The sequence below is a fragment of the Allobosea sp. 05T433 genome (assembly GCF_056396065.1).
This window is the reverse complement of the sequence record NZ_JBFTKS010000005.1, coordinates 309,463-326,529: the sequence shown is the minus strand read 5'-3', so window position 1 is coordinate 326,529 and position 17,067 is coordinate 309,463. Positions and strand designations below refer to the sequence as shown.

Here is a 17,067-nt window from a genome sequence, read left to right as displayed (position 1 = left end):
GCCTGTGGTCGGCCTTTTGGGAGAGTTGGCGAATGAGCTCGAACCTGCGGATCGACGGGCCACGATTGGTCTCGAGGCTCGAAGCCTTGTCGAAGATCGGCGCGACGCCGGAAGGCGGTTGCAGGCGGCTCGCTCTCTCCGACGAGGACAAGCAGGGGCGTGACTGGCTCGTGGAGCAGATGAAGGCGCTCGGGCTCGACGTGAAGGTCGACGCGATCGGCAACGTCGTCGGCATCCTGAAGGGGCGAGAGGAGGGACCTGCCGTCATCCTCGGCTCCCATATCGACACGGTCGGCACCGGCGGGCGCTTCGATGGCGCGCTCGGCGTCATTGCCGGCCTCGAGGTGCTGGCGGCGCTGCGCGATGCAGGATTGCCGCCGAAGCGCGACATGGCGGTGATCGCCTTCACCAATGAAGAGGGCGCCCGATTCCATCCCGATATGCTCGGCTCCTATGTCTGGGCCGGCGGCATGAGCGTGGAAGCGGCCCATGCCGAGAAGGATGCCGAAGGGGCTGTGCTCGGCACCGAATTGAAGCGGATCGGCTATCACGGCCCGGAGCGGCCCGGTTTCCTCAAGGCGCATTCCTATCTCGAGCTCCATATCGAGCAGGGGCCGGTGCTCGAAGGCGAGGGCGGCGGGCTCGGCGCTGTCACCGGCATCCAGGCCATCACCTGGCTTGAGCTGACGCTGAAGGGCCGCCCGAGCCATGCCGGTACGACGCCGATGGCCTATCGCAGGGATCCCGGGTTGGCGGCTGCGCGCATCAACCTCTTCGCCAATGAGCTGACGGGCAAGATTCCGGGCCAGCTTGCCAATTCCGGCGTCATCCGCGTCGAGCCCGGCAACGTCAACGTGGTGCCGGAAAGCGTGGTCATGTCGCTCGACCTGCGCAATCCCAAGGATGCGCTCCTGACTGAGGCGGAGGCCGCCGTCCGGGCGTTCTGCGCCGAGCTTTCCGAGCGGGACGGCATCCAGATCRGCTTCCGCGATCTTGCCCGCTTTCCGGCGGTCGAATTCGCATCGGAGCTGATCTACGGCGTGGAGATGAGCGCAACTGAACTCGGCCTGCCGATCCGCCGGATGATCTCGGGCGCGGGACACGACGCCCAGATGATGTCGCGCATCTGCCCGACGGCGATGATCTTCATCCCCTCGATCGGCGGCCTCTCGCATAACCCGGCGGAACTCAGCACTGACGAGGACATGGTCGCCGGCGCCAATGTCCTGCTCAGTGCCGCCTGGCGCGTGGCGAATAACTGATCAAGCGCGGCGCGCGCCGCGAAGGACATCTGCTCCCAGCCCTGGTCCTTCCTCCTCACGAGAGATGCCGATGACCGCAATCGCTTCCCTGTCTGCTGTCGCGCTGAACAAGCTCTACGCTGGGCGCAGCCTCTCGCCGGTCGAGGTCGCCAAGGACGCGCTCGACCGCATCGAGCGTTTCGAGCCCGACATCAACGCCTTCGTCGTGCGCGATGCCGAGGTCACGCTCGCCATGGCCGAGGCCTCGCAGGCACGCTGGCTCAAGGGCGCTCCGCTCGGTCCGCTCGACGGCGTGCCGGTCACGATCAAGGACAATATCGGCGTGAGGGGCTGGCCGATGCGCCGCGGCTCCGCGCTGGCCTCCGGCGCGCCCTGGCCGGAAGACGCTCCGGCTGCGGCGCGGTTGCGTGAGGCCGGGACCGTCTTCCTCGGCAAGACGACGATGCCGGAATATGGCTGGAAGGGGGTCGGCGACTCACCGTTCTCGGGCATCACGCGCAATCCCTGGGATGTCCGAACCGGGCCGGGCGGCTCCTCTTCCGGCGCGGCCTCATGCGCAGCGCTCAATCTCGGCTGCATCCATATCGGAACCGACGGTGCCGGATCAGTCCGAATCCCGGCGGCCTTCACCGGTGTCGTCGGCTTGAAGCCGACCTATGGCCGCGTGCCGGCCTATCCCGTTTCGACCATGGGTTTCCTCGCCCATCTCGGCCCGCTGACCCGCACCGTCGCAGACACGGCGCTCGCCATGAACGCGATCGGTCGGCCTGATGGCCGGGACATGACCGCGATGATCGAGCCCCCGCCGGACTACGTTGCGGGCCTTGCCGGTGGCGTGAAGGGCCTGCGCATCGCCTGGTCGCCGCGCCTTGGCGGCAACCATCTCGTTGACCCCGAGATCGCAGCGCTCGCCGCGGCGGCGGCGCTTGCGTTCCGTGAGCTGGGTGCGAGCGTCGAGGAGGTCGATCCCGGTTTCGACGATCCGCTTGAGACCTTGATGACATTGTGGTCGGCGGGGGCTGCCCTGGCCCTGCGCGGAGCGGGGCCGGAGAAGCGCGCGCAGATGGACCCGGGTCTCGTGGCCGTGGCCGAGGCTGGCGAGCAGATTCCGGGCTCGGCCTATGTCGACGCCCTGCTCAACCAGCGCAATGCGCTTGCGTGTCATATGACGCAGTTCCACGAGCGCTTCGATCTGCTGCTCACGCCGACTTTGCCCCTGCCGGCCTTCGAGGTCGGACGGAATGCCCCCGGCCACGGCGGATATGGCGATGACTGGACGCGCTGGACGCCATTCACCTACCCCTTCAACATCACCCAGGCACCGGCCATCTCCGTGCCCTGCGGCCTGACATCGGCCGGGTTGCCGGCGGGACTGCAGATCGTCGGGCCGTTCGGCCGGGATGCGCTGGTTCTGCGTGCGGCGGCGGCATTTGAGGCATTGCAGCCTTTCGCGCGTGTCGACGCGCCCGTCAGAGTGGCCTGAAGAGCGAAGCCGGGCCGGTCAGGGCCTGGGTTCGGACAGCCCCAGCAGATTGGCTTGTGCCACCCGTTCCCGCGTTGCCGGGCTGAGCTGGCGCAGGAAAGACTGCACGCTCTCGAATTTCATCCGCTCGCTCTCCAGCGAGCGATGGCTTGCGTCGGTTCCGATGATGAAGCGGCCGGGCATCGTCTCGATGAGCTCAAGCCATTCCGGCCAGACACTCCTGCCGTCCTGCAGGATCGTGTAGTCGGGGGAACGCGGGTGCCTTGGCCAGGTTCGCGCGCTCAGCTCGTAATAGAGGTTGGGGTGCCGTTCGAGCATCCTGCGGGCCAGGAACAGCGGCGTGTAACCGCCATGGGCCCAGATCAGGTTCACATCGGGAAAGGCCTCGAGCAGCGATGTCAGTTCGCGCATCCGTGTCGATTCGACATGGACCAGGACAGGCACGCGGTATTTGCGCGCCAGGGCCATGATCCCGCTCATCATCGGGCCCGCCGGATCGTAGTTCGCCTCGGGAAAACCGGGCGACGGAAAATGCACTGCCGATATCTCGCCAATACCCTTGAACTGGCCGGTGGCCAGGAGACCGTCGAGCTCCTCGAGCAGCGCCAGGTCCTGATCCTCCCATGCCTTTCGATGAGCCCTGCGCTCCGGAGAAATCGAGGCAAAGCCGATGAACAGGTCGGGACGGCGCTTGACGGCATCGGCAATCGACCCGTTGTCGCCGTTGCGCCCCCAGAACACGACGGCACGCTTCGCCCCGTAGTGCCGCATCCGTTCGATCTGCATGGCCTCGTCGTTGAGATGGACATGCGCATCGACGAACGGCACCGTTTCGAGACTTGGTGCGGTGCTTTCCGGCGCGGCCGAGCTCTTCACCCGCTTCAGAACACGGGGCTGATCCTGACCCGATACGCTGGCGCCGAACGAGAGCGCCAATGCGCAGCCCAGAACCAATATCCCCACTGCCAAGCGCATGGACCTGCCCAAAAAACCCGCGTCAACGCCCGAATGCCTAGCAGAACTCTGCGGGGCGACAGAAGGGGGGCGCGTCTGGCGCGTGGCGCGTGACGAGGCCTGAGCGGGCGCTTCGTCTTCGCCGGTCAGCGAGGACCTTTCGCGTGCTGGGAAGACGCTGTGATGAGGCCAGTTGCGCGCCGATCAAATCGATTTAGCCGACGTTGCGCAATTTTCTGCGGATTTATGCTCGATTGGCGCGGGTGCATGGCGTTGGGGGCCAACCGGTACCGTTTGGCACGGACTCTGCAAGCCTCCCAGCCGCGGATTTCGACCGGCGCGGCGTGTTGTCAGGGTGATCTTTCTCGCCCACACTCGCCTCAAGGTCGCCCGTCAGAGGTAGCCGTTTCAGGGGAGAGAGTAATGGATCGCAGGACATTCTTGAAATCTGCCACTGGTGCCGGCGCTCTGGCCGCCGCCGGGGGGCTGTCCATGCCGGCCTTGTCGCAAGGAGCAGCGGCCAAGACCCTGCGCTTCGTGCCGCAGGCCAATCTCGCGAATTTCGACCCCATCTGGGGCACGCAATATGTCGTTCGCAACGCCGCTGCGCTGGTCTGGGATACGCTCTACGGCATCGACGACAAGTTCCAGCCGCAGCGCCAGATGGTCGAAAGCGAGGAGGTCTCCTCCGACGGCCTGACCTGGACCTTCAAGCTCCGCCCCGGCCTCAAATTCCATGACGGCGAGCCGGTGCTCGCCAAGGACGTGGTGCAGAGCCTCGTGCGCTGGTCGGCGCGCGACCCGATGGGCCTGATGCTCCGCGCCATCCAGAACGAACTGGTTGCGGTCGACGACCGGAGCTGGAAATGGTCGCTGAAGCAGCCCTTCCCGAAGATGCTGCTGGCGCTGGCGAAGAACAACGCTCCCTGTTCCTTCATCATGCCCGAGCGCATCGCCAAGACCGATCCGTTCCAGCAGATCACCGAATATGTCGGCTCCGGACCGATGAAGTTCCTGCGCAATGAGTGGGTGCCGGGCGCCAAGGCGGTCTTCGAGAAATTTGCCGATTACGTGCCGCGCTCCGAGCAGGCGAACTGGCTCGCCGGCGGCAAGAAGATGCTGGTCGATCGCATCGAGTGGGTGATCATGCCTGATCCGGCGACGGCAGCCGCTGCGCTGCAGAATGGCGAGATCGACTGGTGGGAGACGCCGCTCGCCGATCTCGTGCCGGTGCTCAAGGCCAACAAGAATATCAATGTCGATATCGGCGATCCGCTCGGCAATATCGGCGCCTTCCGCATGAACCACCTGCACCCGCCCTTCAACAATCTGAAGGTGCGCCAGGCGGTGCTGACTGCGATGAACCAGGAAGACTACATGCGTGCGCTTGTCGGCGAGGACGACAAGCTCTGGAAGCCGCTTCCCGGCTTCTTCACGCCGGGCACCCCGCTCTACACCGAGCAGGGCGGCGATATGCTCAAGATGCGCAATATCGAGGCCGCCAAGAAGCTGCTGGCCGAGTCCGGCTACAAGGGCGAGCCGGTGGTCTGTGTCGTGGCGCAGGACATGTCCGCCACCAAGGCGATGGGCGACGTCACGGCCGATCTGCTCAAGCGCATCGGCATGAATGTCGATTTCGTCGCCACAGACTGGGGCACGGTCGGTTCCCGGCGCGCCCAGAAGACCGGACCGGGCCAGGGCGGCTGGAGCATGTTCCACACCTGGCATGCCGGCGCCGACTGCATCAATCCGGCCTCGTATACGGCTATCCGCGCGAATGCCGACAAGGCCTGGTTCGGCTGGCCGGACGTGCCTGCCGTCGAGACCGAGGTGACGAACTGGTTCAACGCCAAGGATCTCGCCGAGGAGAAGGCGGCCATGGGCCGGCTCAACCAGGCGGCGGTTCAGAATGTCGTCTACGCGCCGACCGGCTTCTATCTCGGCTACCAAGCCTGGCGGAAGAACGTCTCGGGCGTCGTCAGCGGGCCGTTGCCGTTCTTCTGGGGCGTCTCCAAGGCCTGATTTGCAACGATAGGGATACAGCGCCGCGATGTTGGCTTTCATCGTCAGACGCATCATCACGACCATCCCGGTGATGGCTTTCGTGGCGCTGTTCGTCTTTTCTCTCCTCTACATAGCGCCGGGAGATCCGGCGGCAGTCATCGCGGGTGATCAGGCGACGCCCGCGGATGTCGAGAAGATCAGGCTGAGCCTCGGGCTCGACCGCCCCTACCTGATACGGTTCGGCGAGTGGCTCTTCAGGGTGCTGCAGGGTGATCTCGGCACGTCGATCTTCACCTCGCTGCCGGTGACGCAGCTCATCTCCCAGCGCATCGAGCCGACCGTCTCGCTGATGGTGCTGACGCTGATCTTTGCGGTCGTCATCGCGGTGCCGATGGGGGTGATCGCGGCCTGGAAGGCAGGCACCTGGGTCGACAAGTTCGCGATGGCCTTTGCCGTTCTCGGCTTTTCCATCCCGGTCTTCGTCGTCGGCTATCTCCTGGCCTATGTCTTTGCGCTGAAACTCGACTGGCTCCCGGTGCAGGGCTACACGCCGCTCTCGGAAGGGCTGTGGCCCTGGCTCCGGAACCTCATCCTGCCCTCGGTCACGCTCGGCCTCGTCTATATCGCGCTGATCGCCCGCATCACGCGCGCGACGATGCTCGAGGTGCTGCAGCAGGACTACATCCGCACGGCACGTTCCAAGGGGCTCGGCCAGCGCAGCGTCCTGTTCCTGCATGCGCTGAAGAATGCCGCGATCCCGATCGTGACGATCATCGGCATCGGCATCGCCCTGCTGATCGGCGGTGCCGTGGTGACCGAGAGCGTCTTCGCCATTCCCGGACTGGGCCGGCTGACGGTCGATGCCATCCTGCGGCGCGACTATCCCGTGATTCAGGGCGTCGTCCTGATGTTCAGCTTCGTCTACGTGCTGGTGAACCTCATCATCGATCTGGTCTACACGCTTCTCGATCCGAGGATACGCTATTGACGACGCGCTCCGAGAGCCCTGCCGCCGTGGCGGCTCCCGCTCTGGCCGGGATCGGGCCAGAGAGATCACCCCTGAGAAACCTGCTGCGCTTCATGCGCCGGCACCCCTCGGTCGCGATCGGCGGCGGCCTGTTGCTGCTCATGATCCTCATCGGCATCCTTGCGCCGCTGCTCTGGACTGTCGATCCGACCGCGATCGCGCCGGCGAGGCGCACCAGGATGCCCTCGGAGCAGTACTGGTTCGGCACTGACATGCTCGGGCGCGACATCTATTCCCGTGTCATCTACGGCGCGCGGGTTTCGCTGATTGTCGGCTTCACCGTCGCCATCCTGTCGTCTCTGGTCGGGTTGGCGATCGGCCTTTTCGCAGGCTTCGTGCGCCGGGCTGACGGCATCGTCATGCGGGGCATCGACGGCATGATGTCGATCCCGCCGATCCTGCTGGCGATCGCGCTGATGGCGTTGACGCGCGGCTCGGTCCAGAACGTCATCATCGCCATCACCATTGCCGAAATCCCGCGCGTCGCCCGCCTGGTGCGCGGCGTGGTGCTCAGCCTGCGCGAGCAGCCCTATGTCGAGGCGGCGGTGGCCGCCGGTGCACGCGCGCCGCGCATCATCATGCGCCACATCCTGCCGAACACCATCGCGCCGATGACCGTGCAGGCGACCTATATCTGCGCCAGCGCGATGATCGTCGAGGCGATCCTCTCCTTCATCGGCGCCGGCATTCCGCCGGCGACGCCGTCCTGGGGCAATATCATGGCCGAGGGCAGGGCGCTCTGGCAGGTCCGGCCGCATATCGTGCTGTTCCCGGCGGTCTTCCTGTCGATCACGGTGCTTGCCGTGAACCTGCTCGGTGACGGCCTGCGCGACTCGCTCGATCCCCGCCTGGCAAAGAGCCTCTGAGGGGAACCGCATCCACCATGCCGGCTGGCTCTGCCGCAGCGTCCGCTGGCCTCGCACCCCGGATTCGGGGTGCGGTCTGCGGAAATCCGATGGCGTCCATGCGGGCTGACCGGCTTTCGCCTGCCCTGGATGATCGCGATGCTGGCCCGTGCGCTGAGGAGGAAACAAGGTGAGTCGAATTCTGACGGTGGCCGCAGCCCAGCTCGGCCCCATCCATCGGGATGAAAGCCGCGCTTCGGCCGTCGCCCGCATGATCGCCTTGATGCGCCAGGCCAAGGGGCATGGCTGCGATTTCGTCGTCTATCCAGAAGCCGCCCTGACAGCCTTCTTTCCGCATTGGTGGATGGATGACGAGGACGAGATCGATTCCTATTTCGAGAGTGCCATGCCCTCGAACGAGACGGCGCCGCTCTTCGAGGAGGCCGCCCGTCTCGGTATCGGCTTCCATCTCGGCTATCCCGAGCTCGCCTTCGAGGACGGGCGCAAGCGCCGCTTCAACACCGCGGTCCTGGTCGACAAGAGCGGCTCGATCGTCGGCAAATATCGCAAGATCCACCTGCCTGGACATCCCGAGCACCGGCCGGGCGCTCCCTTCCAGAATCTCGAGAAGCGCTATTTCGAGACCGGCAATCTCGGCTGGCCCGTCTGGCGGACGATGGATGCCAATATCGGCATGATGATCTGCAATGATCGGCGCTGGCCCGAGAGCTATCGCAGCATGGGGTTGCAGGATGTCGAATTGATCGTGCTCGGCTACAACACGCCCAAGCATAACCCCCCGGCGCCCGACCACGACCGCCTCGGCAATTTCCACAATCAGCTCGTCATGCAGGCCGGTGCCTACCAGAACGCCACCTGGGTCGTCGGCGTGGCCAAGGCGGGGCTCGAGGCTGGCGTCGACCAGATCGGCGGATCCTGCATCATTGCGCCGACCGGCGAGGTCGTGGCCCAGGCCGTCACCGAGGGGGACGAACTCGTCGTCGCCCGCTGTGATCTCGATCTCGGCAAGAGCTACAAGGCATCCACATTCAATTTCGCCCGCCACCGCGAGCCGGAGCAATACCGGATGATCGTGGAGCGCAAGGGCGCTATCTCACCGCTCTGAGTTTGCCGTCAAAGGACCAGCCATGAACCACGATCTCATCCTGAAAGGCGGGCGGGTCATCGATCCCTCGCAGAAGCATGACGGCATTCTCGATGTCGCCTTCACCGACGGCAAGGTCTCAGGCTTCGGCAAGGACCTGAAGGGCGGCGCCGATACTGAAGTTCGCGATGTCTCGGGCTATATCGTTTCGCCCGGCCTGATCGACCTCCACACCCATGTCTATTGGGGCGGCACCTCGCTCGGCATCGATGCCGACGAGTTCTGCCGCATGTCCGGCGTCACCACCTCGGTCGACACCGGCAGCGCCGGACCGGGCAACTGGGCCGGCTTCCGCAAGCATGTGATCGAGCAGAGCCAGGCCCGCATCCTGGCCTATCTCCATGTCTCGCATGCCGGCATCTACGGCTTCGATCATCGCGTCATGGTCGGCGAGAGCGGCGACCTGCGCATGATGAATCCGATTGATTGCGTCGAAGTCGCCGACGCCAATCGCGACTATATCGTCGGCATCAAGGTCCGCGTCGGCCTGCATGCCTCGGGCACGTCTGGGACCGTGCCTCTGAACATCGCGCTGCAGGTGGCCAACGAGGTCGGCATGCCGCTGATGTGCCATATCGACCATCCGCCGCCATCCTATGAGGAAGTCATCGGCATGCTGCGGCCGGGCGACGTACTGACCCACGCCTTCCGGCCGTTCCCGAACGCACCCGCGACGGCCCAGGGCACGGTGAAGCCGGAGGTGCTCGCCGCCCGCAAGCGCGGTGTCATCTTCGATATCGGCCATGGCAAGGGCTCGTTCTCGTTCAAGACGACGCGCGCCATGCTTGCCAATGGCTTCGAGCCGGATGTGATCTCGTCGGACGTTCACAAGCTCTGCATCGACGGGCCGGCCTATGACCAGGTCACCACCATGTCGAAGTTCCTCTGCATGGGCATGAGCCTGAACAACGTCATCGCAGCCTCGACCGTGAATGCCGCCATGGCGCTGAAGCGTCCCGAATACGGCTCGCTGAGGGTCGGCTCGCTGGGCGACGCCACCATCCTCACCGTCAAGGAAGGCAAGTTCGACTATGTCGACGTCGTCGGGGAGCACCTGATCGGCGACAAGAAGTTCGTTTCCGAGGGCGTGGTGCTGAAGGGCAAGTGGTGGCACCCGAAGCGCACGAACAAGTTCAAGAAGGTGGCGGCCTAAGGCCAGGTCGTGCTGCCGACAAGCCCGGGCTTGACCCGGGCATCTCACGTCGGAGTCTCACGGGCGCGCGTTGTGTGCCGTCCGCGGAACGCCGCGCCACAATAACGATAGAGGAAACACCATGTCTGCCGAAGCCAGGCTCAAGGAACTCGGGCTGACACTGCCCAACGTCGCGACGCCGGTCGCCAACTATGTCCGCTTCAAGCGGGCTGGCGATATCGTCTATCTCTCCGGCCAGGGGCCGCGTCGGGCCGATGGCAGCTATCCGACCGGCAAGGTCGGCGCCAATGTCACGGTCGAAGAGGCTTACGAACACGCCAAGCAGACCGGGCTTGGTCTGCTCGCGGCTATGCAGGAGGCCGCCGGTTCGCTCGACAAGGTCGAGGTCATCAAGCTGCTCGGCATGGTCAATGCGGTGCCGGATTTCGCGGAACAGCCCAAGGTGATCAACGGCTGCTCGGACCTGTTCGTCGCCGTTCTCGGCGAGAACGGCCGTCACGCCCGCTCGGCCGTGGGCATGGGCTCGCTGCCCAACAACATGACCGTCGAGATCGAAGTCATCATCCGGGTGCTGCCATGACCGCGCTTGCCGAGGAAATTGCCCGCGTCTACGGCACGCCGGCCGTCGTCATCGATCTCGATAAGGTCGAGGCCAATATCGCGCGCCTCCAGGCCGCCTGCGACGCCGCCGGCGTCGCCAATCGTCCGCATATCAAGACGCATAAATCGCCCGAGCTCGCGCGCCTGCAGCGCGAGGCCGGCGCCCGCGGCATTACCTGCCAGAAGCTCGGCGAGGCCGAGGTCATGGCCGATGGCGGCCTCGACGACATCATGATCAGCTACAACATCCTCGGCGAGGAGAAGCTTGGGCGCCTCGGCGCGCTTCAGCGCCGTGTGCGGATGATCGTGGCGGCTGACAATCCCGTCACCATCGCCGGCCTGCCGACGGCCGCCGAGATCGCCGGGCGCGACCTCGAGGTCGTGGTCGAATGCGACACCGGTCGCCAGCGCGCCGGCGTCGAGACGCCTGGTGAGGCGGTCGAGCTTGCCAAGATGATCGCCGGTTCCAAGGGCCTGCGCTTCGCCGGCTTCCTGATGTATCCGCCGGAGGATGGCTGGGACCGGACGCAGCTCTTCCTCGACACGGCCAATGCGGGCCTGCGCGATGCGGGGCTCGAGGCCGGCATCGTCTCGACCGGTGGCTCGCCCAATATTCCGAATATCGGCAAGCTCAAGGGCGCGACCGAGCACCGCGCCGGTACCTCGATCTTCAACGACCGCATGCAGGTCGCGGCGGGCGTCGCCAGCCTCGATGACTGCGCCTTGACGGTCTATGCGACGGTGGTGAGCCGTGCCGGCCCGGAGCGCGGCATCCTCGATTCAGGGTCCAAGACGCTGACGAGCGACACCGGCGGCCTCGAAGGGCACGGCTATATTCTGGAGTATCCGTCCGCCAAGATTGCCAAATTCGCCGAGGAGCATGGCTTCCTCGACCTTGCGGCCTCGAATGAACGGCCGAAGGTCGGCGAGGTCGTCCGGATCGTGCCGAACCATGTCTGCGTCGTCGTCAACATGGTCGACAGGCTGATCACGGTGCGCGGCGACAAGCTGATCGGCGAACTACCGGTCGCGGCGCGCGGCAGGCTGACCTGACAACAGGATCATCGGACCGGATCGCGCAGCCGGTCCGATGATCTGACCTTCAGTGTCTGCATCGGCCTTCCCAAGCCGTAATCCACGTTCCGGACCGATTCTCAAGGCTCCCTCGCCGCACCCGGCGGGGGAGCCTGAACATCTTTCAGCTCAGAATTTGTAGGTGACGCCTGTCCCGATCAGCCAGGGATCGATCTTGACCTTGCCGCTGACCAGGCCGTTGTTCACCTTGACCTTCGGCTCGAGGAAGATCTTCTTCACGTCGAAGTTGATGCCCCAGTGGTCGTCGATCATGTAGTCGAAGCCGGCCTGCAGGGCGAGGCCGAAGCTGTCCTTCAGATCGAAATCGGTGAAGCCGCCCTTGGCCTTCTCGTTGAAGAAGACCGTGTAGTTCACGCCGGCGCCGACATAGGGCTTGATGCGCCCGAGGTCAGTGAAGTGATATTGCAGCATCAGCGTCGGCGGCAGCAGCCAGGCAGAGCCGATCCGCGCTCCGGCGAGAGCACCAGCGCCTTTGACGCGATGCGGGGTGACGCCAAGGATCAGCTCGGCGGCGATGTTCTTCGTGAAGAAATAGCTGATGTCGAGTTCGGGCACGACCGAGGTCGAGATGCTGACGTCCGCGCCGGGAACTGTGACGCCGCCGATCCGGAGCGAGGCATCCTCCTGCGGTACCACGACGAGTGCGCGCCCGCGGATCATCCAGGGGCTCCACTGCGCCAGAATCGGCGCGACCGGCTGTACCTTGTAGGAGGGCAGATCGGCTGCCTCAGCGCTTGTCAGCGCGGTGCCTGCGAGCAGGACGGCGCTCAGAGCGGTCGGGAGAAGGCGTGTCGTCATGATGGTCCCCAGCTGCTGCCGGTGGGCGACTCAATCCATCGCAACTTGCCCGGCCGGTGGGACCGTTCTTCGCCAGTGCTCGGGGAAAGTGATTGATCTGCGTCAAGACGGCGACAGGACTGCCGACGATCACGGCGCCCTGTTGCAGCATTGACGCAGAGATTGTGCTTGGCGCCCATCCGAAGCCGGGGCCAGGCGCGATGCCACGCCCCGGACGGCCGAAGGGCTCAGCTCTCGGGGTGCCTCGCATTCCAGGCAGCAGCATACTCGCTGCACAGCCGATCGAGCTCGGTGCGGTCCGTGATCCCCGCCGGTCGGGCACGAGACGGCGAGGCGGCCTGGTAGGGCACGGAGCGCTGGTGCGCGATGCGCCAGAGCCGCCGCAATTCGGCGAGCGGGTCTGCGTGATCGTCGACGCGGATGTCGAAGCTCGGAAAGGCATCGGTCGACCAGATCCGAACCGCGCAGGACTGGCGACCCCGCTTGTCGCCGCCGGCCCGCTCTCCGGCCTCGAGCGCAACCAGCAAGCGCTCGTCGAAATCGAGCGCCGAGGCCGCAATATAGGCCTTCAGCGTTTCCTCGATCACCTGCGGTCCGGCGAGCATGTTGCCAGCCACCGAGACCTGCGGGCCTTCGACCGAGCCGCACCAGTCGATGCAGGCCGAACCGGTATGAGCGGCAATCTTGCCGTCCCGGTCGATGATGTGCAGCTGGCGATGATTGCGCCCCTCATCGGCCGCTGTGAGGTTGGCGACGATCTCGGCGGCCGGGCGGCCTTCGAGCAGAAGCCGCAGGCCATCGATGCCATAGAGCGGGTTGAGGAAGGCTTGTGTGGCAAGCGCCCCCGTGCGCGCCGCGCCCTGCGGCACGCGCGAGCCGACGGCGAAGGCGCAGGTGGAAACCGCGACGCCATAGGCGCCTGTCGCCGCATCGCGGGCGACGATAGACCAGGTCATGGAGCAATCCTTCTCAGCGGCCGGCGGCGTAGGCCTGCATCAGACGTGGCGTCGCCGCGGCACGCAAGAGGCCATTGCTGCTCTTCTCCGCCGCGGTCAGGCGTCCGACGGTCCAGGCCGGGGCCTTCTCGAGATCATGGCCGCGCCGGACCAGATCGGCGATCGCCGCAGCGCCGATGCTCTCCTCGACCGTGAGATGCCCCGGCCGCGCTTCGCGCGGATAGAAGGTCGAGGGGAAGTGCTGCGTGTGGAACAGCGGCAGGTCGATCGCCTCCTGCAGGTTGAGACCGTGGTGCACCCGGCGCAGGAACATGCCGAGCTGCCATTGCTCCTGCTGGTCGCCGCCCGGCGTGCCGAAAGCCAGGCGCGGTTCGCCATTCTCGAAGGCCAGTGTCGGCGTCAGCGTGGTGCGCGGGCGCTTCAGCGGCGCGAGCGAGGCCGGCAGGCCCTCTTCCAGCCAGAATGCCTGCGCGCGCGAGTTCAGGGGGAAGCCAAGCTCGGGGATGACGGGAGAGGATTGCAGCCAGCCGCCAGACGGCGTGGCGGCGATCATGTTGCCCCATTTGTCGATCACGTCGATATGAACGGTATCGCCGCGCTTCGACGATGCAACCATCGAGGCGAGCGTCGGTTCGCCGACGGTTGCGCCGCCGGCGCCGCTCTGCCCGGCGATGCGGATATTCGCCAGCATCTTGCCGACCTGCTCCTCGAAGCCGGGGATCATGCCGGGGCGCAGCTCATGCGAGGCCTTGTCGGTGATGAGATTGCGCCTGCCGCGGGCGTAATCCTCCGAAAGCAGCGTCGCCATCGGCACCTTCACGAAATCCGGATCGCCGTAATAGGCCTCGCGATCGGCGAAGGCGAGTTTCATCGCCTCGGTGACGTGATGGATGAATTCCGGGCTGGCCGGTCCCATCGCGGCGATATCGATGCCTTCCAGGATCTTCAGCGTCTGCAGGAAGACGGGGCCCTGGCCCCAGGGACCGATCTTGAAGACCTCCCAGCCGTGATAGTTCACGCTCGCGGGCGTTTCGTAGGTCGGCTTCCAGCGCGCCATGTCGTCGGCGGTGAGCAGGCCCTTGTGGCGGCGGCCGGAGGAATCGATCGCCTCGGTCGTGCGGCAGAATGCGTCCATCGCTTCCGCGACGAAGCCCTTGTACCAGGTGTCGTAAGCAGCCTCGATCTGCTTCTCGCGCGAACCGCCGGCGGCTTCCGCTTCCGACAGAATGCGCTTGTACGTTTCCGCCGCGGCCTTGTTGCTGAAGAGTTCCTTGCCCTTCGGCACGTTGCCGCCCGGCAGATAGACCGCCCCCGAGGTCGGCCACTCATTGGTGAAGAGATCGGTCAGGGAGCCGATCGTGTCGGAGACACGCGGGAGCATCGGATGGCCGTTCTCGAAATAGCCGATGGCCGGCTCGAGAACCTCACGCAGCGACAGGCGGCCATGGTCGCGCAGCAGCGTCATCCAGCCGCCGAAAGCGCCGGGCACGACCGTCGAGAGCAGTCCCGAGCCGGGGATCAGGTCGAGGCCGAGTTCCTTGAAGGCCGCAATGGTGGCTGCCTGCGGAGCCGGGCCCTGCGCGCAGATGACTTCGACCTTCTTCGTCTCGGCCGAATAGAACACGGCCGGCATGTCGCCGGCCGGGCCGACCAGATGCGGCTCGACGACCTGGAGCACGAAGGCTGCGGCGGCACAGGCATCGAAGGCGTTGCCGCCCTTTTCCAGCATGGCCATGCCGGAGGCCGTCGCGAGCCAATGCGTCGAGGTGACGACACCAAAGGTGCCGAGGATTTCGGGGCGGGTCGTGAACATGATGCTATCCCTAGGCTTGCTTAGTGTTCTTTGGGGTCGAGCGCGTCCCGCAGGCCGTCGCCGAGCAGGTTGAAGCCGAGAACGGCGAAGAAGATGGTGATCCCGGGCGCGACCGACATCCACGGCGCCTGCTCCATGAAATTCTTGGCGACGTTGAGCATCTGACCCCAGGACGGAGCGGGAGGTTGCTGGCCGAGGCCGAGGAAGGAGAGGGCCGCTTCCAGGATGATCGCCTGCGCCATGAACAGGGTGGATTGCACCACGATCGGCGAAAGCGTGTTCGGCAGGACGTGAAGGAACAGGATCCGCATGTCGCGGGCACCGATCGCGCGCGTTCCCTCGATGAAATCCTCGGCCTTGATGCTGAGCACCTGGCCCCGGACCAGCCGGATGAAGATCGGAACGGCCGAGAGGCCGATCGCGATCATGGCGTTGGTCAAGGAGGGGCCGAGGATCGCTGCAAACGCAATCGCGACGATCAGGAAGGGGCAGGCCAGCATCGCTTCTGTGACGCGCGAGATCGCGATGTCGATCCAGCCGCCATACCACCCCGCCAGCAGCCCGAACGGTACTCCGACCGCCAGCGCGATCGAGACCGAGAAGATGCCGGCCAGCAGCGAGGTTTGCGCGCCGTAGAACAGGCGGGAGAACTGGTCGCGGCCGAGTTCGTCGGTGCCGAACCAGTACAGCGCCGAAGGCGGCTTGCGGATGGCGAGGAAGTTCGACTTCAGCGGGTCTGCCAGCGGCAGCAGCGGCGCCAGGATCGCCATCAGCACGAAGATCAGCACGAGCGCCCCGCCGATCTGGGCGGAGCGGTTGTGCAGCAGTTTCGTCCAGGCGCGCGGGCTTCGCGCCGGCAATGGTTCCAACGAGCTGGTCGGGGACGGGCGGTCCAATGCGATGTTCGCCATCAGCCGTCCCTCAGGCGTGGGTTGACGAGGATGTAGAGCAGGTCGGCAAGCAGGTTCATCAGGATGAAGCCGATTGCAGTGCACAGGACGACGCCTTGCACCACGCCGTAATCGCGATTGAACACGGCGTCGATGATCAGCTTGCCGAAACCGGGAATCGTGAAGACCTGTTCGGTCAGCACAGCTCCGGCCAGCAGCTCGCCGAAGAGCAGCGTCGAGAGGGTGATGATCGGAATCAGGGCATTGCGCAGCGCATGGCGGTTGACGACCGTCTGCTCGTCGAGCCCCTTGGCGCGCGCGGTGCGGACATAGTCGGACTGCAGGACCTCCAGCATCGCAGCGCGCGTATGGCGCATCAGGAAAGCCGCAAGCCCGCCGCCCAGCACGAAGGCGGGCATGATCAGCCGCTCGATCGCGCCGATCGGGTTGCTGAAGATCGGCTCATATCCCGATGCCGGCAGGAGCTTGAGCTCCACCGAGACGAGCAGGATCAGCATGATGCCGAGCCAGAAATTCGGAATCGAGAGACCCGACAACGCGAGCGCGCTGGCGGAATAGTCGAGGGCCGTCCCCTTGTTGCGGGCGGCGATGATGCCCGCCGGGACGCCGATCGCGACGGCGACGAGGATCGAGGCCGTGGCGAGCTGGATGGTGACAGGCAGCTTTTGCAGGATCAGCCCGAGCACCGGCTCGCCGGTTCGCAGCGAGCGGCCGAAATCGCCCTGCACGACCTGGCCGAGCCAGGCGAAGAACTGGACGACGATGGGATCGTCCATCCGGTAGATTTCGCGCAGCCGGGCGATCACCTCCGGATCGCGCTCCTCGCCGGCGATGACGAGGAACGGATCGCCGGGCAAGGCTCGCTGCAGGGCGAAGACGAACAGCGACACCAGAAAGAGTGTCGGGATCGCGATCAAGACGCGGCGGCCGATCAGGGTCAGCATGGCTGCCCCCTAAGCCCGGCCGCCATTCCGGGCGACGCAAGGGTCGCCCGGAGCTGA

The 17,067-nt window shown here is 65.5% G+C and carries 15 protein-coding genes; 9 read left to right on the top strand and 6 right to left on the bottom strand.

Features of this window, described 5'->3' with window-relative positions:
• Window positions 1-32 precede the first annotated feature (32 nt).
• Both AC1DGP_RS09640 and AC1DGP_RS09635 read left to right on the top strand, forming a co-directional pair.
• A complete protein-coding gene (locus tag AC1DGP_RS09640; protein ID WP_476832050.1) occupies window positions 33-1,262 on the top strand; it encodes a Zn-dependent hydrolase in 1,230 nt (409 codons plus the stop codon).
• A gap of 70 nt (window positions 1,263-1,332) precedes the next feature.
• Entirely contained in the window at window positions 1,333-2,745 is a 1,413-nt protein-coding gene (locus tag AC1DGP_RS09635; protein WP_441489065.1) for an amidase, read from the top strand.
• A gap of 18 nt (window positions 2,746-2,763) precedes the next feature.
• On the opposite strand, the gene AC1DGP_RS09630 is transcribed toward AC1DGP_RS09635, so the two are convergent.
• Window positions 2,764-3,720: an amidohydrolase family protein gene (locus AC1DGP_RS09630; RefSeq protein ID WP_476832049.1), complete on the bottom strand. Its 957-nt coding sequence runs from the start codon at window positions 3,718-3,720 to the stop codon at window positions 2,764-2,766.
• Between the two features lie 402 nt (window positions 3,721-4,122).
• Between AC1DGP_RS09630 and AC1DGP_RS09625 the strand changes: the two genes are divergently transcribed.
• The 7 genes from AC1DGP_RS09625 to AC1DGP_RS09595 all read left to right on the top strand — a co-directional run bounded on the left by AC1DGP_RS09625 (window position 4,123) and on the right by AC1DGP_RS09595 (window position 11,546).
• On the top strand, window positions 4,123-5,721 hold the full coding sequence (locus tag AC1DGP_RS09625; RefSeq protein ID WP_476832048.1) for an ABC transporter substrate-binding protein: 1,599 nt from the start codon (window positions 4,123-4,125) through the stop codon (window positions 5,719-5,721).
• Between the two features lie 28 nt (window positions 5,722-5,749).
• Entirely contained in the window at window positions 5,750-6,691 is a 942-nt protein-coding gene (locus tag AC1DGP_RS09620) for an ABC transporter permease (protein WP_441508620.1), read from the top strand.
• The gene (locus tag AC1DGP_RS09615) at window positions 6,688-7,596 is read left to right on the top strand and encodes an ABC transporter permease (RefSeq protein ID WP_441508619.1); all 909 of its coding nucleotides are present in this window, start codon (window positions 6,688-6,690) and stop codon (window positions 7,594-7,596) included. The genes AC1DGP_RS09620 and AC1DGP_RS09615 overlap by 4 nt, the downstream gene beginning before the upstream one ends.
• 169 nt (window positions 7,597-7,765) lie before the next feature.
• Window positions 7,766-8,701 carry an N-carbamoyl-D-amino-acid hydrolase gene (locus AC1DGP_RS09610; RefSeq protein ID WP_441508618.1) on the top strand — a complete coding sequence of 312 codons (936 nt, stop codon included), beginning with the start codon at window positions 7,766-7,768 and terminating at the stop codon, window positions 8,699-8,701.
• A 22-nt stretch (window positions 8,702-8,723) separates the two neighbouring features.
• Complete coding sequence (locus tag AC1DGP_RS09605) at window positions 8,724-9,893, top strand: amidohydrolase/deacetylase family metallohydrolase (RefSeq protein ID WP_441508617.1); 1,170 nt, start codon at window positions 8,724-8,726, stop codon at window positions 9,891-9,893.
• A 121-nt stretch (window positions 9,894-10,014) separates the two neighbouring features.
• Window positions 10,015-10,473 carry a RidA family protein gene (locus AC1DGP_RS09600; RefSeq protein WP_113515557.1) on the top strand — a complete coding sequence of 153 codons (459 nt, stop codon included), beginning with the start codon at window positions 10,015-10,017 and terminating at the stop codon, window positions 10,471-10,473.
• On the top strand, window positions 10,470-11,546 hold the full coding sequence (locus tag AC1DGP_RS09595; RefSeq protein WP_441489071.1) for a D-TA family PLP-dependent enzyme: 1,077 nt from the start codon (window positions 10,470-10,472) through the stop codon (window positions 11,544-11,546). The genes AC1DGP_RS09600 and AC1DGP_RS09595 overlap by 4 nt, the downstream gene beginning before the upstream one ends.
• A gap of 150 nt (window positions 11,547-11,696) precedes the next feature.
• Here the strand turns inward: AC1DGP_RS09595 and AC1DGP_RS09590 are convergent, their stop codons facing one another.
• The 5 genes from AC1DGP_RS09590 to AC1DGP_RS09570 all read right to left on the bottom strand — a co-directional run bounded on the left by AC1DGP_RS09590 (window position 11,697) and on the right by AC1DGP_RS09570 (window position 17,010).
• On the bottom strand, window positions 11,697-12,386 hold the full coding sequence (locus AC1DGP_RS09590) for an OmpW/AlkL family protein (protein WP_441489072.1): 690 nt from the start codon (window positions 12,384-12,386) through the stop codon (window positions 11,697-11,699).
• Between the two features lie 227 nt (window positions 12,387-12,613).
• A complete protein-coding gene (locus tag AC1DGP_RS09585; protein WP_441508616.1) occupies window positions 12,614-13,342 on the bottom strand; it encodes a DUF1028 domain-containing protein in 729 nt (242 codons plus the stop codon).
• 13 nt (window positions 13,343-13,355) lie between these two features.
• Window positions 13,356-15,155 carry a gamma-glutamyltransferase family protein gene (locus AC1DGP_RS09580; RefSeq protein WP_441489074.1) on the bottom strand — a complete coding sequence of 600 codons (1,800 nt, stop codon included), beginning with the start codon at window positions 15,153-15,155 and terminating at the stop codon, window positions 13,356-13,358.
• A 20-nt stretch (window positions 15,156-15,175) separates the two neighbouring features.
• A complete protein-coding gene (locus AC1DGP_RS09575) occupies window positions 15,176-16,066 on the bottom strand; it encodes an ABC transporter permease (protein ID WP_441489075.1) in 891 nt (296 codons plus the stop codon).
• A complete protein-coding gene (locus AC1DGP_RS09570) occupies window positions 16,066-17,010 on the bottom strand; it encodes an ABC transporter permease (protein ID WP_113515563.1) in 945 nt (314 codons plus the stop codon). The genes AC1DGP_RS09575 and AC1DGP_RS09570 overlap by 1 nt, the downstream gene beginning before the upstream one ends.
• Window positions 17,011-17,067 lie beyond the last annotated feature (57 nt).

Coding starts and splice junctions, on each gene's coding strand:
- AC1DGP_RS09635 (WP_441489065.1), top strand. CDS start 1,333: ATGACCGCAATCGCTTCCCTGTCTGCTGTCGCGCTGAACAAGCTCTAC.
- AC1DGP_RS09630 (WP_476832049.1), bottom strand. CDS start 3,720: ATGCGCTTGGCAGTGGGGATATTGGTTCTGGGCTGCGCATTGGCGCTC.
- AC1DGP_RS09625 (WP_476832048.1), top strand. CDS start 4,123: ATGGATCGCAGGACATTCTTGAAATCTGCCACTGGTGCCGGCGCTCTG.
- AC1DGP_RS09620 (WP_441508620.1), top strand. CDS start 5,750: ATGTTGGCTTTCATCGTCAGACGCATCATCACGACCATCCCGGTGATG.
- AC1DGP_RS09605 (WP_441508617.1), top strand. CDS start 8,724: ATGAACCACGATCTCATCCTGAAAGGCGGGCGGGTCATCGATCCCTCG.
- AC1DGP_RS09600 (WP_113515557.1), top strand. CDS start 10,015: ATGTCTGCCGAAGCCAGGCTCAAGGAACTCGGGCTGACACTGCCCAAC.
- AC1DGP_RS09595 (WP_441489071.1), top strand. CDS start 10,470: ATGACCGCGCTTGCCGAGGAAATTGCCCGCGTCTACGGCACGCCGGCC.
- AC1DGP_RS09590 (WP_441489072.1), bottom strand. CDS start 12,386: ATGACGACACGCCTTCTCCCGACCGCTCTGAGCGCCGTCCTGCTCGCA.
- AC1DGP_RS09585 (WP_441508616.1), bottom strand. CDS start 13,342: ATGACCTGGTCTATCGTCGCCCGCGATGCGGCGACAGGCGCCTATGGC.
- AC1DGP_RS09580 (WP_441489074.1), bottom strand. CDS start 15,155: ATGTTCACGACCCGCCCCGAAATCCTCGGCACCTTTGGTGTCGTCACC.
- AC1DGP_RS09575 (WP_441489075.1), bottom strand. CDS start 16,066: ATGGCGAACATCGCATTGGACCGCCCGTCCCCGACCAGCTCGTTGGAA.
- AC1DGP_RS09570 (WP_113515563.1), bottom strand. CDS start 17,010: ATGCTGACCCTGATCGGCCGCCGCGTCTTGATCGCGATCCCGACACTC.